Below are 12952 nucleotides of genomic sequence, written 5' to 3'. Positions count from 1 at the left end.
GTTCGTCCTATCTCCTGGGCTGGGGGAAAAGCGGTGGGCGGCCGGATCGGATAGCACGGGCCGTGCCGGGGTGGGAAGCCTCGCAGCGCCGCGTTTTCGGCCGGTTGGGTGCTCCAGGGGTGCCTGGCCGGCGGGCAGCCAGCTGCCCGGAAAACGTGCAACTGGGCCCTACCGTGCCTTCATCCCGAGCGCCCTCATCCGCTCGCGGAGGGTGTTCCGGTTCATGCCGAGGAGCTCGGCCGCCCGGAGCTGGTTGCCCTTCGTGCGCGCCAGCGCCGCGGCGATGAGCGGCGCCTCGACCGCGGCGATGGCGGCCGCGTGGCGCCCGCCCTCCGGCGCCCCGGCGTCGAGGAGCTGCTCGACGAGCCCGGTGAGCCCCCGATCGGCGACCGTGCCGGCGGGCAGCAGGGCGGAGAGCTCCCGCGCGCCGAGGCGGGCGCCGGGGAGTTTCAGCAGCGCGCGCTGGATGACGTTCTGCAGCTCGCGCACGTTGCCGGGCCACGGGTGGGCGAGGAGGAGCGGCTCCGCGTCCTTGCCGAGCGTGAGCGGCCGGCCGCGGAACTGCTCCCCGTACTTCCCGAGGTAGTGCCGCGCGAGGAGCACCACGTCGCCCTCGCGCTCGCGCAGCGGCGGGAGCCGCACCGGCACCACCGCCAGCCGGTAGTAGAGGTCGCGCCGGAAGCGGCCCTCCTCCACCGAGCGCGCCAGGTCGGCGTTGGTGGCGGCCACGATCCGGACGTCCACCGGCAGCGGGCGCGAGCCGCCGACGCGGTCCACCTCGCGCTCCTGCAGCACGCGCAGGAGCTTCGCCTGCAGCTCGATCGGCATCTCGCCGATCTCGTCCAGGAAGAGCGTCCCGCCGCTCGCCAGCTCGAACTTGCCCGGACGCCGCTCCACGGCGCCGGTGAACGAGCCCTTCTCGTGGCCGTACAGCTCGCTCTCCATGAGATCGCGCGGGATGGCCGCCATGTTGACGGTCACGAACGGCCCGCGCGCGCGGGCGGAGTTCACGTGGATGGCGCGCGCCACCAGCTCCTTGCCGGTTCCGCTCTCCCCCATGAGCAGCACCGTCATCTCGGTGCGGGCGACGCGCCCGATCTCCTTGTAGACCTCGACCATGGCGGGCGACCGGCCGATGAGCATGTCGCCCAGCGCCAGGGGCTGCGGCCCCTCCTCGTCGGCCTGCCCGGCGGATCTCGGCGCGGCCTCGGCGGGGCGCGGCGCCTCGCCCTCGGGGCCGACCGAGAGATCGCGCACGATCCGCTCGACGCGCCCGAGGTCGAAGGGCTTGCCGAGGTAGTCGGCGGCGCCGCGCTTCATCGCCTCGACCGCCGAGCGCATCGTGTCCTCGGCCGTCATCACCACCACGAACGGCGAGTCCGGGCGCTGGGAGAGCTCGCCCAGGAGCTTGAAGCCGTCGTCGCCGGGGAGCCGCACGTCGAGCAGCACGAGGCCCACCCCGTCCTGCGCGAGGCCGTCGTGGCCGAGCTTCTCGCGCGCCTCCTCGGCGCTGCCCGCCTCCTCGAAGGGGACGCCCGCGCGCTCGCAGGTGCGGGCCAGCACGAAGCGGACGGAGGGCTCGTCGTCGACGATGAGGACCTTGCGCACGGGAGTCTCTCTAGCAAGGGCCCTGCCAGCGCGCCCCCCGGCCCGATCAGGTCGGCTCGAGCGGCAGGAAGACCCGGACCTCGGCCCCTCCGGCGGCGCGGTTCTTCACCTCGATGCGCCCCCCGTGGGCGTCGAGGATCCGGCGGGAGATGGCGAGGCCGAGGCCGGTCCCGTGCGGCTTGGAGGTGGCGAAGGGGGTGAAGAGCCGGGGCAGCATGGCCTCGGGGATGCCCGCGCCGCTGTCGACCACCGACACGCGGGCGAGCGCCTGGCTGCGGCCGCCGGCGCCGCGCAGCCGGAGCGAGGCGACGCTCGTCTCGAGGGCGATCTCCCGCCGCTCCTGCCCCTGGACCGCGTCGATGGCGTTCCGGACGAGGTTCAGGAAGACCTGCGTCAGCTTCTCGCGGTCGCCGTGCACCGAGGGCAGGGAGGGGTCGTACCGCTCGACGAAGCGGAGGCCGTCAGCCCCGCTCATGCCGCGGGCGAGGACCTGCACGTCCTCCAGCACCGCGTGGATGTTGACCGCCTCCTGCGCCAGCGCCGCCGGGCGGGCCAGGTCGAGCAGCTCGCGGACGAGCCCGTCCACCCGCTTCGCCTCGCGCGCGATGACGTCGGCGTACTGCCGGGCAGTGCCCTCGGCCTCGCGGGCGAGCAGCTCGGCCGACCCCTGCAGCCCGGCCAGCGGGTTCTTGATCTCGTGGGCGAGGCCGGCGGCCAGCGCCTCGAAGTCGAGCGCGCGCTCGCGGCCGCGCGGCGGCCGGAGCGCCACCACCGCGCCGAGGCAGGCCGTCCCGTCGAGGAGCGGGGTGGCCTCGGCGGAGACGGTGACGCCGGGCTCCTGCGGGCTGGGGAAGTCGGTGGAGGCCGACTCCTGCTCGACCCGCGTCCGCTCGGCGAGCATCGCGAGCTGGAGGCCGCCCGGCAGCGCGCGCGCGGGCAGGCCCACCGCCCGCTCGCGGCTGCGCCCGAAGAGCTCCTCGGCGGCCGGGTTGAGGTGCAGGACGCCGCCGTCGGCGCCCACGACCACGATGGCGTCGGCGAGCGAGTCCACCGCCGCCCGCGCCAGCGCCGCCGCGAGCGGGGGAGCCTTCGTCGGCCGAGACATCCGGAGCTAGAGCGCCTCTTCCCCGCGCTCGCCGGTGCGGATGCGGATGACCTCTTCCACCGGGACCACGAAGATCTTGCCGTCGCCGATGCGCCCGGTCTTGGCGGCGCGCTCGATGACCTCCACCACGCGCCCGACGAGCTGGTCCGAGACCACCACCTCGACCTTCACCTTGGGGAGGAAGTCCACCACGTACTCGGCGCCGCGGTAGAGCTCGGTGTGCCCCTTCTGCCGGCCGAAGCCCTTCACCTCGGTAGCGGTGAGGCCGGCCACGCCCACCTCGGAGAGCGCCTGCTTCACCTCGTCCAGCTTGAAGGGCTTGATGATCGCCTCGACCTTCTTCACGTCTCACCTCGACCGGAAAAATGTGGGACGGCGCGGGCGCCGGGCACGCTGCACGATCGCCGGGCAGTGCGCTGACGGCGATCCGTACACCTTTCGCCTGCTCCCCGGAAGTGCAACGCCCAATGCGAACACAGGCGGGGCGCTGTTTGCAACGGCCGCGCCACGGCCCTCCACCTTCCGGCCGGCGCCCGCGGTACATTTCCGCGACGTGGAACCGTCCCGCCTCGCCGCCCTCGCGCTCCTCCTCGCGGCCGCCATCTGGGCCCACTACGCGTTCTGGACCTGGCGCCTCCGGGCGCAGCCCCGCGAGGACGAGCTCCTCTTCGGCGAGACCCGCGACGGGTGGCGGGTGGCGCTCGGCCGGCGGCGGCCGAAGGGCCCCGCGGCGCGGCCCGTCCCGGTGCTGCTCGTCCACGGCATCGCCGCCAACCGGCTCTGCCTCGACTTCGGCGTGGAGCGCTGGTCGCTCGCCGCCCACCTGGCGCGGGCCGGCTTCGACTGCTTCGCGCTCGACCTGCGCGGCCACGGCCGCTCGCGCCCGGCCCGCCGCGGCGCGCCGCGCGGCTGGAGCTTCGACGACTACCTGCGCCAGGACATCCCGGCGGCGCTCGACGCCATCCGGGCGGCCACCGGGCAGGACCGGGTGCTCTGGGTGGGCCACAGCCAGGGCGGGCTCCTCGGCCTCGCCGCCTGCGCCGCCTACCCGGAGCGCGTGGCCGGCCTGGTCGCGCTCGGCGCGCCGGTCTACTGGGACGTGCAGGACCGGCTGAAGCTCTTCGCGCGCTTCGGCTTCCTCCTCGCCGGCCGCTGGAACCGCTTCCTCGCCCGGATGCTCGCGCCGCTCTCGGGCTACCTCCACCTGCCGGTGAGCGAGATCGCGATCAACGGGCGCAACGTGAGCCGGCCCGTCTACCGGCGGGTGCTCGCGAACGTGGTGGAGAACATCTCCCCGGGCGTGGTCGCCCAGTTCGCGCGCTGGATCTCGACCGACACCTTCGCCGCGGCCGACGGCGCGCTCGACTACCGCGCGGCGCTCGGCCGGTGCCGCCAGCCGGCGCTCTTCGTGGCGGCCGAGGCGGACCGCATCGCCCCGCCGGCGGTGGTGGTGCGCGCCGCCGCGGCGTGGGGCGGGCCGAGCGCGGTGGTGCGGTTCGGCTGCGCCGGCGGCTCGAGCGTGCAGTACGGGCACACCGACCTCCTCCTCGGCGTCCACGCGCCGGAGGAGGTGTTCCCGAGGATCGCGGCGTGGCTCGCGGAGCAGGCGCCGTGATCGCGCTCCTCCTCGCGCTCGCGCTCGCCGCCGACCCGCCACCCGCGCGCGAGGCGGACCGCGCGCCGTTCACCTGCCCCGCCGGCACCGAGCGCCAGGGGGCGCTGCCGCCGGATGGCTTCGAGGCCTGGTGCGAGAAGCCGGACGAGCCGCCCGAGCGCCGCCGCGAGGGGCCCTGGCGCAGCTACTACGACGACGGCAGCCTCGCCCGGGCGGGCGCGTTCCACGCCGGGAAGCGCGAGGGCCCCTTCACCGTCTGGCACCGCGACGGCAAGCCCGCGGAGCACGGCACCTACGCCGCCGGCGAGCGCGAGGGGCCCTACACGATCTGGTACGAGAGCGGCCGCGTCGAGGAGCGCTGCACCTACGAGCGCGGCGAGAAGCACGGCCCGTTCGCCACCTTCTGGCCCGGCGGCGGGCGCAAGGTGGAGGGCCGCCACTGCCGCGGGCTGCAGTGCGGCCGGTGGACGACCTGGGACGAGGCGGGGCGGGAGCTGGGGAGCGCCGTCTACGAGGAGATCAGGTCCGGTCCCTGAAGGCGACGAGCCGCGCCTGGCGCTCCGCCGCGAGGTAGGCGTCGAACGCGGCCGAGGGCACCGGCAGGGTGAGGAGCGTCGCGGCGAGTCCCTCGCCCAGATCGAGCGCCTGCTCGACGCCGGGCGTGACGCTGACGCGGCCCAGCGCGAGCGGCTGGCCGGGGAGCTCCAGCTCGTACTCGACGGAGACGTCGCCCGAGGCCTCGCGGGTGGTCTCGACCCGCAGCGCCACCCGGACGAGGTGCGGGCGCTCGGGGTCGCGCAGCTCGAGCTGGGCCGGGCGGCCGGGCGTCGCCAGCAGGCGCGGCCGGGCGAGGAGCTCGCCGCCCGCGCCGCGCAGCTCGAAGGCGACCAGCTCGCCCGCCGAGCCCTCCTCCTCGGCCGCGAGGTGCCGGTCGATGGCGCGCTTCGCCTGGACCGCGACCTCGGCGGAGCTGCCCCCGAAGAGGAACGCGAACAGCACGATGGCGACGGCGCGCGTGCGCTTCATGGAGGCTCCAGGTCGAGAAACGGAGCCTAGCAGGGTAGCACGTGCCGTGCCCGCTTTTATTCCCCCGTAAGAGTCGCTAACTCGTTGATTTTCCGCTGAAGCGGCCGAGCGCTCAGGCGCCCGTGTGCCGCGCGCGCCACACCTCGCGGTCGCGTGCCACACGCCCCTCCCGCTCCAGCTTGAGCAGGCTGGCGAGGCAGCTCCGGGCGGCGAAGGGCAGCATGGGCGCCGGCGCGTCGGCGTAGGCGCGGGCCGTGACCTCGTCGAGTGAGCCGGGCTCCTCGGCCGCCGCCAGCACCTTCGCCTCGCGCTCGCGGCGGTGGGCCAGGTACTCGGCGAGCTTCTCGGCCGCGCCCTGGGTGGGGGGCCCGTGCGCCGGGAAGAGCGTGTGCGGACCCGCCGCGACGAGCCGCTCGAGCGAGCGGAGGTAGACGGCCATGTCGCCCTCGGGCGGGTCGATGACGATGGTCGAGAGCGTCGAGACCATGTCGCCGGCGAGGAGGGCGCCGGTGCGCTCGTCGAGGAAGGCGACGTGCCCGAGCGCGTGCCCGGGGGTGTGGAGCGCGCGCCAGCGGCCGTCGAGCCGCTCGCCGTCGGCGAGCGGGGTCACCTCGCCGAGCCCCGGGGGGAGCCGCGCCGCGGCGTCGGGGTGCGCGCGCAGGACGAGCGGGTGCCGGGCGCGCAGCGCCGCCACCGCCCCCACGTGGTCCGGGTGGGCGTGGGTGAGCCAGATCTCGCGCGGCGCGAGGCCGTCCGCCGCCAGGTCGTCGAGGACGCGCTCGAGGAACGCCTGCTCCTCCGGCCAGGGCGAGCCGGGATCGACGAGCGCGAGCCCGCCGCCCTCGAGCGCCGGCATCCAGCAGTTGGTGTGCGTGGCCGGCGGGAGCGTGGGCGTGCGGAGCGCCGCGAGGAAGAGGCCGCGCTGGAACTCGACCCGCCGCGTGATGAAGCCCTCGGTGGCCGGCGGCGCGCGCAGCCTCGCCAAGCACGCGGGCGGCGCGGCCGCGGCGAGGCACTGGACGCCCCACAGGTTGGGCGGGTGGAGGAGCACCTCGCCCCTCGCCCAGCGCGCCTCGGCCTCGGCGGCGGCGATCCACTCCCCGCTCGCGAGCTCGCCCGGCCACACCTCGGCCGCCTCACCCCGGGGCAGCTCGGCGAGGAAGACGTGCGCGTCGTAGCGGAGCGGGAACTGGGGCGGGGTGATCCAGCGCCCGGCGTCGAGGAGCCGCGCGCCGTCGACCTCGAGGCCGTGGCGGGCGAGGAAGTCGCCGAACCCGAGCGCGCCGGCGAGGATCGAGCGCCGCCCCTCGGCCCGCGCCTCGGCGTGGAGCGCGGGGCCGCGCGCGAGGAGGACCCCCGTCTCCTCGAAGATCTCCCGCGCCGCGCAGGCGCGCAGCGCCGCCGCCTCGCCCGCGAAGCCGGGCACCGCCACCCGCGCGTCCTCCGGATCGAGCCGCCCGCCCGGGAAGGCCTGGAACCCGCCGGCGAAGCGCAGCGCGCCGCGCTTCACCCAGTAGAGCTCGCGCCCGCGCGGTCCGTCGCGCCACAGGATGACGGCGGCGGCGGTGCGCGGGGCGTCGCTCAGCAGGGGATCCTCACCAGCTCCTGCTGCGTCTTCGAGAACACCTGCGGCCCGTCGTCGCCGAGCACGACGTCGATCTCGGTCCGCACCCCCAGCCCCTCCTCCGGCAGGTAGATGCCCGGCTCGATGGAGAAGGCGAGGCCCGGGATGAGCTCGCGCGTGTCGTGCGTCTCGAGGTCGTCGAGGTTGGCGCCGTCGCCGTGGACCCGCACGCCGATGGAGTGGCCGGTGCGGTGGATGAAGCGCTCGCCGTGGCCGTGCTCGGCGATGTGGTCGCGCACCACGCGGTCCACCTGCCAGCCCTGCAGCGTGCGCCGCTCGCGGTGGGCGGCCGTGAGCGCCGCCAGCCCGGCGTCGCGGGCGTCGGCGGCCACGCGGAAGAGCTCCTCGGCCCGCGCCGGCGGCGTCTCCCCGCAGAAGCCGACCCAGGTGATGTCGGCGTAGACGTCCTGCGGGCCCTTGCCGCGCGCCCACAGGTCGATGAGGACGAGGTCGCCCTTGCGGATGCGGGTGGGCGACGCCTCCGACGGCTCGTAGTGCGGGTCGCCGGCGTGCGCGTTGACCGCCACGATGGGCGGGTGGTCGCACTCGAGGTTGGCGCGGGCGAACTCGGAGAGGAGGAAGCGCTGGATGGTCGTCTCGGTCACCTCGATCCCGCGCTTCAGCGCGAGGCCGATCTGCTCGAAGGCGGCGTCCTTGGCGGCGTCGATGGCGCGCAGCGCCCGCACGTGGCTCGCCACCTGGTGCGGCGTCCACCGGCAGAGGAAGCGCTGCACCAGCTCCGCCGAGCTCACCACCTCGGCGCCGAGCGAGCGCACGAGCTCCAGCGTCCCGGCGTCCACCCGCGACAGGTAGGGGATGGCGCCGTTCGGGTAGTACTCCATGGCCAGCCGGTGGCCGCGCAGGCGCGAGAAGAGGCGCGCCAGCTCGCCCTGGAACGAGGTCCACGAGGTGTAGCTGCGGCGCTCGCCCACGACCTCCTTCGGGAAGGAGCCGAGCTCGATGGCGTGGACGAGCACGGTGGGCTCGCCCTCGCGCGGCACGAGGTAGCACCAGCGCCGGGTGAGCATGTGCCCGGCCAGGCCGAGCGCGTTGAGCGCGGTCGGGTTCTGGCCGTGGAAGTCGTAGAGCAGCCAGCCGTCGAGGTCGAGCTCGCGCAGCGTCTTCTGCAGGGCCGGGAGGTCCATGGTCAGGCGTCCACCTCCTGGCGCACCTGGTGCGGGATCTGGTGCAGCCGGATGGAGTTCGTGGCGCCCGGGACGCCCATGGGCGAGCCGTAGACGAGCACCACCCGGTCGCCCGCCTTCGCCACGCCGTCGGCGAGGAGCCGGTCCGAGACCATCTCGCACATGAGGTCGGCGTTGCGGATGGGCTCCATGACCTTGGGCAGCACCCCCCAGTAGAGCGCGATGCGGCGGCGGATGGCCTGGTCGGGAGAGAAGGCGATGATCGGCACGTGCGGGCGCTGGTGCGAGAGGAGCCGGGCGGTGGTGCCGGCCAGCGTGAAGCACACCACCGCCACCGCCTGGGCGTCCTGGGCGGCGCGCACCGCGGCGCCGGCCACCACCGCGTTGAACGGCCCGGGGCCGGTCCACACGTCGGGCGCGGGGATCTTCCCGAGCTGGAGGTGGTGCTCCGCCTCGCGCACGATGCGGTCCATCATCTGCACGGCGAGGATGGGGTAACGGCCCGAGGCCGACTCGCCGGAGAGCATCACCGCGTCGGCGCCGTCCCAGATCGCGTTCGCGACGTCGCTCGCCTCGGCGCGCGTCGGCCGCGGGTGCTCGATCATGGACTCGAGCATCTGGGTCGCCACGATGACCGGCTTCCCGGCGGTGTTCGCCTTGCGCAGCAGCACCTTCTGGATGGTGGGCACCCGCTCCGGCTGGATCTCCACCCCGAGGTCGCCGCGCGCCACCATGAGCCCGTCCGCGGCGGCGATGATGCCGTCGATGGCCTCGATCGCCTCCGGCTTCTCGATCTTGGCGATGATGGGCACCACCCGCCCGAAGCGCTCCATCTCGGCGCGGCAGAGCTCGATGTCCTCGGGGGAGCGCACGAACGACAGCGCCACGTAGTCGACGCCGTGGGCGAGGCCGAAGGCGAGGTCGCGCTTGTCCTTCTCGCTCATCGCCTGCGCCCGGAGCGCCACGCCGGGGAGGTTGATGCCCTTGTGCTCCTTCAGCACGCCGCCCTCGACCACCTCGCAGCGGGCGCGCACGCCGTCGCTGGCGAGCACGCGCAGCTCGAGGAGGCCGTCGTCCACGAGCAGCCGATCGCCCGGGCGGACGTCCTCGGCCAGGTGGCGGTAGGTGGTGGAGATGAGCTTCTCGTCGCCGGGAAAGTCGGCCTCGGTGGTGATGGTGATCTCGTGCCCGTTCTCGAGCAGCACGCCGATCTTGCCGGCCTTGAGGGTGCCGGTGCGGATCTTGGGCCCCTGCAGGTCCTGCAGCACCGCCACCGCCTTCACCAGCCGGCGCGAGGCGGCCCGGATGCGGTCGAGCACGTCGGCGTGGTCCTCGAGCCGGCCGTGCGAGAAGTTGAGGCGGGCCACGTCCACGCCCACCTCGAGGAGCTTCTGGATGGTCTCGGGATCCTGGCTGGCGGGACCCAGCGTGGCGACGATCTTGGCGCGGCGCATGGGCGAGTGCCCGAGTCTTAGGGCCATCCGGGCCGCAGGGCAACCACGTTGCTCGAAGGCGCCGAAGGTCCTACCAAGACGCGGTGAGGCTCCCCCGCTCGTTCTACGCCCGCGAGGCGCGCCAGGTGGCGAAGGCGGTGCTCGGGAAGGCGCTCGTGCACCTCGACGCGGGGGTGCGGCGCGCGGCGCGGATCGTGGAGGCGGAGGCCTACCACGGCGAGGAGGACGAAGCCTCGCACGCGCGCTTCGGCCCCACGCGCCGCGCCGCCATCATGTTCGGCCCGCCGGGGTTCGCCTACGTCTACCTCATCTACGGGCGCTCGCACTGCATGAACGTGGTGACGTCCAGGGAGGGGTGCCCCTCGGCGGTGCTCCTGCGGGCGGCCGAGCCCATCGAGGGCTGCCTGCACTCCACCACCGGCCCGGGCAACCTCTGCCGCGCGCTCGGGATCCGGCGCGAGGCGCACAACGGGCTCGACCTCATGGGCGAGGAGCTGTTCCTGGAGGACGGTCCGGCGCCCGCCGAGCGGATCGTCGCCTCACCCCGCGTGAACGTCGGCTTCGCCGGCCGCTGGGCCGAGAAGCCGTGGCGCTACTCGCTCCAGGGCAACCGGTTCGTCTCGAGGCCGTGGCCGGGTTAGATTCGGCGCCGTGCTCCACCTCGTCGGCCAGGACAGCCGCGCCCTCGCCCGCGCCCTCGGCGTGGACCTCGCCGACGCGCGCCGGGTGCTGGGCGCGGTGGTGGGCCGCGGGCGGCCCCTGCGCGAGGCGCGCAACGTCCGGCGGGCGGTGCTCGACCTGGTGGAGGCGCGCTGCTCCCAGGCGCGCCTCTCGCGGGTGGCGGTGGCCGACGCGCAGGACGGCTTCCGCAAGTACCTCTTCCAGCTGCCGGACGGCGCGCGGGTGGAGGCGGTGCGCATCCCGCTCTTCGACACCCACCACACGCTCTGCCTCTCGTCGCAGGTCGGCTGCGCGCTCGGCTGCGCCTTCTGCGCCACCGGGCGGCTCGGCCTCACCCGCAACCTCGAGCCCTGGGAGATCGTGGCGCAGTTCCTGGAGGTGCGGGCCGACAGCGCCCGCCCCATCACCGGCGCGGTCTTCATGGGCCAGGGCGAGCCGTTCCACAACTACGAGGCGGTGCTGCAGGCGGCCTACGCGCTGTGCGACCCGGCCGGCGGCCGCGTGGACCAGCGGCGCATCTCGATCTCCACCGCCGGCGTCGTCCCCATGATCCGCCGCTACACCGCCGAGGGGCACAAGTTCCGGCTCTGCGTCTCGCTCAACGCCGCCACCCCGGAGAAGCGCGCCGCGCTCATGCCGGTGGAGCGGGGCTACCCGCTCGCCGAGCTCGTGGACGCGGTGCGCGAGCACGCCGCCCGCCGCGGCCGCGTGACGCTCGAGTACGTCATGATGGGGGGCGAGAACGTGGGCGAGGAGGACGCCGCGGCGCTGGGGCGGCTGCTCTCCGGGATCCCGGTGCGGCTCAACCCCATCGACGTGAACGACGCCACCGGCCGCTTCCGGCCGCCGTCCCCGGACGAGTGGCGCCGCTTCCGCGACGCGCTGGCGCGCCACCTGCCCGGTCAGCCGGTGGTGCGGCGCTACTCGGGCGGCAAGGACGAGCACGCCGCCTGCGGCATGCTGGCGTCGACCGTGAGCTGACTCAGCGCAGCACGATCGCCCGCAGCAGCACCGCCGCCAGCGCGGCGACGAGCGCCGCCGCCGGGATGGTGAGCACCCAGGCCCACACGATCCGGCCGGCCACGCCCCAGCGCACCGCGCGCGTGCCGCGCGTCGAGCCGACGCCGACGATGGCGCCGGTGATGGTGTGGGTGGTCGAGACCGGGATGCCGAGCTCGGCCAGCGCGAGGATGGTGACGCCCCCGCCGGTCTCGGCGCAGAAGCCGTGGATGGGCTGGAGCTTCGTGAGCTTGTTGCCCATGGTCTTCACGATGCGCCAGCCGCCGAAGAAGGTGCCGGCCGCGATCGCCATGTGGCAGAGGAAGACCACCCAGATCGGCACGTGGAAGGGCTGGCCGGCCCAGACGGTGCCGAAGAGCACCACCGCGATGATGCCCATCACCTTCTGCGCGTCGTTCGTGCCGTGGCTGTACGAGAAGATGGCGGCCGAGACGAGCTGCAGGTGGCGGAACCAGCGGTCCACCTTGGCCGCCGTCTGCCGGCGCACCAGCCAGGCGGCGATCACCATGTTGGTCGCCCCGAGCACCATCCCGATCACCGGCGAGAGCACGATGAAGAGGACGATCTTGCCGATGCCACTCCACACCAGCCCGGCCGAGCCGAGGATGGGCAGGGTCGCTCCCACCATCCCGCCCGCCAGCGCGTGCGAGGAGGAGGAGGGCAGCCCCCACCACCAGGTGAGCAGGTTCCAGACGATGGCGCCGAAGAGGGCGGCGAAGATCACCGACAGGACCAGCGCCGAGCCGTGCTCCTTCAGCAGCTCGAAGTGGATGATGCCTTTCCCCATCGTGTTCGCGACGTGGAGGGGCTTGCCCCAGAAGACGGGCGCGGCCGCGGCGAAGTTGAAGAAGGCGGCCCAGGCGACGGCCTGGACCGGCGACAGCACGCGGGTCGAGACCACGGTGGCGATGGAGTTGGCCGCGTCGTGGAAGCCGTTGATGAAGTCGAAGACGAGCGCGACGGCGATGAGGCCGATGACGGTGGCGAGGATCATGGACGGGGCGCGGCGGCTCAGGCGTGCTCGAGGACCACGCCCTCGATCACGTTCGCCACGTCCTCGGCACGGTCGATGCCGTCCTCGATGAGGTCGAGGATCTCCTTCCACTTCATGACGAAGAGCGGGTCGTAGCCCCCCTTGAAGAGGTCGGCGATGGCGCGCCGGATGAGGGTGTCGCCCTGGTTCTCGCAGACGTTCACCTGCTTGCACGCCTCGAGCACCTGCGCCGGGTTCTTCACGTCCCGGAGCCCGCGCACCGCCTGCTGCATCGTCTCGGCGGCCGCCACCAGCACCCCCGCCAGCTCGCGGGCGTCGGGCAGGATGACGTCGATCTCGTACAGGCCGAGGCGCTCGCTGGCGGCGTCGGTGAGGTCGAGCACGTCGTCGATGCGCGACAGCAGCCGGTGGATCTCGGGCCGGTCGAAGGGGGTGATGAACTGGCTGTGGAGGCGAGAGAAGGCGCGGTGGGTGATGTCGTCGCCCTTGTGCTCCACCTCCTTGATCCCCTGCACCTTGCGGGGAACGTCCGTGAAATCCTCCAGGAGCGCCTTGAACAGGCGCGTCCCCTCCACGGTCGCGGCGGCGAGCTTCTCGAAGTCGTCGAAGAAGTCATCCGACTTCGGCATCAGCTTCTCGAGGAACGTCATGGCGCGCGAACCATAGCGAATCCGGGGCGC

At 74.1% G+C, this 12952-nt stretch carries 12 protein-coding genes and 1 pseudogene; 4 read left to right on the top strand and 9 right to left on the bottom strand.

The window, feature by feature from the left end; translation table 11 throughout:
• Positions 1–168 precede the first annotated feature (168 nt).
• From HWY08_RS11700 to HWY08_RS11690, 3 genes are read right to left on the bottom strand one after another with little or no spacing between them, the layout of a single operon-like run.
• On the bottom strand, positions 169–1608 hold the full coding sequence (locus tag HWY08_RS11700) for a sigma-54-dependent transcriptional regulator (protein WP_176065322.1): 1440 nt from the start codon (positions 1606–1608) through the stop codon (positions 169–171).
• Between the two features lie 46 nt (positions 1609–1654).
• The gene (locus HWY08_RS11695; RefSeq protein ID WP_176065320.1) at positions 1655–2713 is read right to left on the bottom strand and encodes a two-component system sensor histidine kinase NtrB; all 1059 of its coding nucleotides are present in this window, start codon (positions 2711–2713) and stop codon (positions 1655–1657) included.
• Positions 2714–2719: 6 nt separating this feature from the next.
• Positions 2720–3058 (bottom strand): P-II family nitrogen regulator, encoded by a 339-nt coding sequence (locus tag HWY08_RS11690; RefSeq protein WP_176065318.1) that lies wholly within the window; start codon positions 3056–3058, stop codon positions 2720–2722.
• A 208-nt stretch (positions 3059–3266) separates the two neighbouring features.
• On the opposite strand from HWY08_RS11690, the gene HWY08_RS11685 reads away from it, so the two are divergent.
• Positions 3267–4328 (top strand): alpha/beta hydrolase, encoded by a 1062-nt coding sequence (locus tag HWY08_RS11685; protein WP_235969590.1) that lies wholly within the window; start codon positions 3267–3269, stop codon positions 4326–4328.
• On the top strand, positions 4325–4864 hold the full coding sequence (locus tag HWY08_RS11680; RefSeq protein WP_235969589.1) for a toxin-antitoxin system YwqK family antitoxin: 540 nt from the start codon (positions 4325–4327) through the stop codon (positions 4862–4864). Before HWY08_RS11685 ends, HWY08_RS11680 begins: the two co-directional genes overlap by 4 nt.
• Here the strand turns inward: HWY08_RS11680 and HWY08_RS11675 are convergent.
• The 4 genes from HWY08_RS11675 to pyk form a co-directional block, all read right to left on the bottom strand.
• Positions 4848–5354: a hypothetical protein gene (locus tag HWY08_RS11675; protein ID WP_176065311.1), complete on the bottom strand. Its 507-nt coding sequence runs from the start codon at positions 5352–5354 to the stop codon at positions 4848–4850. The genes HWY08_RS11680 and HWY08_RS11675 overlap by 17 nt on opposite strands.
• Positions 5355–5466: 112 nt before the next feature.
• Entirely contained in the window at positions 5467–6939 is a 1473-nt protein-coding gene (locus HWY08_RS11670) for an MBL fold metallo-hydrolase (protein WP_255499662.1), read from the bottom strand.
• Complete coding sequence (locus HWY08_RS11665; protein WP_176065309.1) at positions 6936–8123, bottom strand: M24 family metallopeptidase; 1188 nt, start codon at positions 8121–8123, stop codon at positions 6936–6938. The genes HWY08_RS11670 and HWY08_RS11665 overlap by 4 nt, the downstream gene beginning before the upstream one ends.
• Before the next feature lie 2 nt (positions 8124–8125).
• The gene (pyk, locus tag HWY08_RS11660) at positions 8126–9577 is read right to left on the bottom strand and encodes a pyruvate kinase (RefSeq protein WP_176065307.1); all 1452 of its coding nucleotides are present in this window, start codon (positions 9575–9577) and stop codon (positions 8126–8128) included.
• An 83-nt stretch (positions 9578–9660) separates the two neighbouring features.
• On the opposite strand from pyk, the pseudogene HWY08_RS11655 reads away from it, so the two are divergent.
• Together HWY08_RS11655 and HWY08_RS11650 are read left to right on the top strand one after the other, a co-directional pair.
• Positions 9661–10284: pseudogene (locus tag HWY08_RS11655) on the top strand (DNA-3-methyladenine glycosylase); the annotation flags it as partial.
• Entirely contained in the window at positions 10229–11239 is a 1011-nt protein-coding gene (locus HWY08_RS11650; RefSeq protein WP_176065288.1) for a radical SAM protein, read from the top strand. The pseudogene HWY08_RS11655 and the gene HWY08_RS11650, both read left to right, overlap by 56 nt.
• Before the next feature lies 1 nt (position 11240).
• Here HWY08_RS11650 and HWY08_RS11645 read toward each other — a convergent pair whose 3' ends face one another.
• Positions 11241–12272, bottom strand: coding sequence for an inorganic phosphate transporter (locus tag HWY08_RS11645; protein WP_176065286.1), 1032 nt, complete (start codon positions 12270–12272; stop codon positions 11241–11243).
• Between the two features lie 17 nt (positions 12273–12289).
• Positions 12290–12922 carry a DUF47 domain-containing protein gene (locus tag HWY08_RS11640; RefSeq protein ID WP_176065284.1) on the bottom strand — a complete coding sequence of 211 codons (633 nt, stop codon included), beginning with the start codon at positions 12920–12922 and terminating at the stop codon, positions 12290–12292.
• Positions 12923–12952: the final 30 nt, after the last annotated feature.

This window comes from Anaeromyxobacter diazotrophicus, assembly GCF_013340205.1.
GTDB lineage: Bacteria > Myxococcota > Myxococcia > Myxococcales > Anaeromyxobacteraceae > Anaeromyxobacter_A > Anaeromyxobacter_A diazotrophicus.
Note: the sequence above shows the minus strand (reverse complement) of the source record. Positions and strands in the feature narration are given on the sequence as shown.

Bases quoted from the DNA above. Each gene is read 5' to 3' on its own strand.
- HWY08_RS11695 (WP_176065320.1), bottom strand. From the start codon at position 2,713: ATGTCTCGGCCGACGAAGGCTCCCCCGCTCGCGGCGGCGCTGGCGCGG.
- HWY08_RS11675 (WP_176065311.1), bottom strand. From the start codon at position 5,354: ATGAAGCGCACGCGCGCCGTCGCCATCGTGCTGTTCGCGTTCCTCTTC.
- HWY08_RS11665 (WP_176065309.1), bottom strand. From the start codon at position 8,123: ATGGACCTCCCGGCCCTGCAGAAGACGCTGCGCGAGCTCGACCTCGAC.
- pyk (WP_176065307.1), bottom strand. From the start codon at position 9,577: ATGCGCCGCGCCAAGATCGTCGCCACGCTGGGTCCCGCCAGCCAGGAT.
- HWY08_RS11645 (WP_176065286.1), bottom strand. From the start codon at position 12,272: ATGATCCTCGCCACCGTCATCGGCCTCATCGCCGTCGCGCTCGTCTTC.
- HWY08_RS11640 (WP_176065284.1), bottom strand. From the start codon at position 12,922: ATGACGTTCCTCGAGAAGCTGATGCCGAAGTCGGATGACTTCTTCGAC.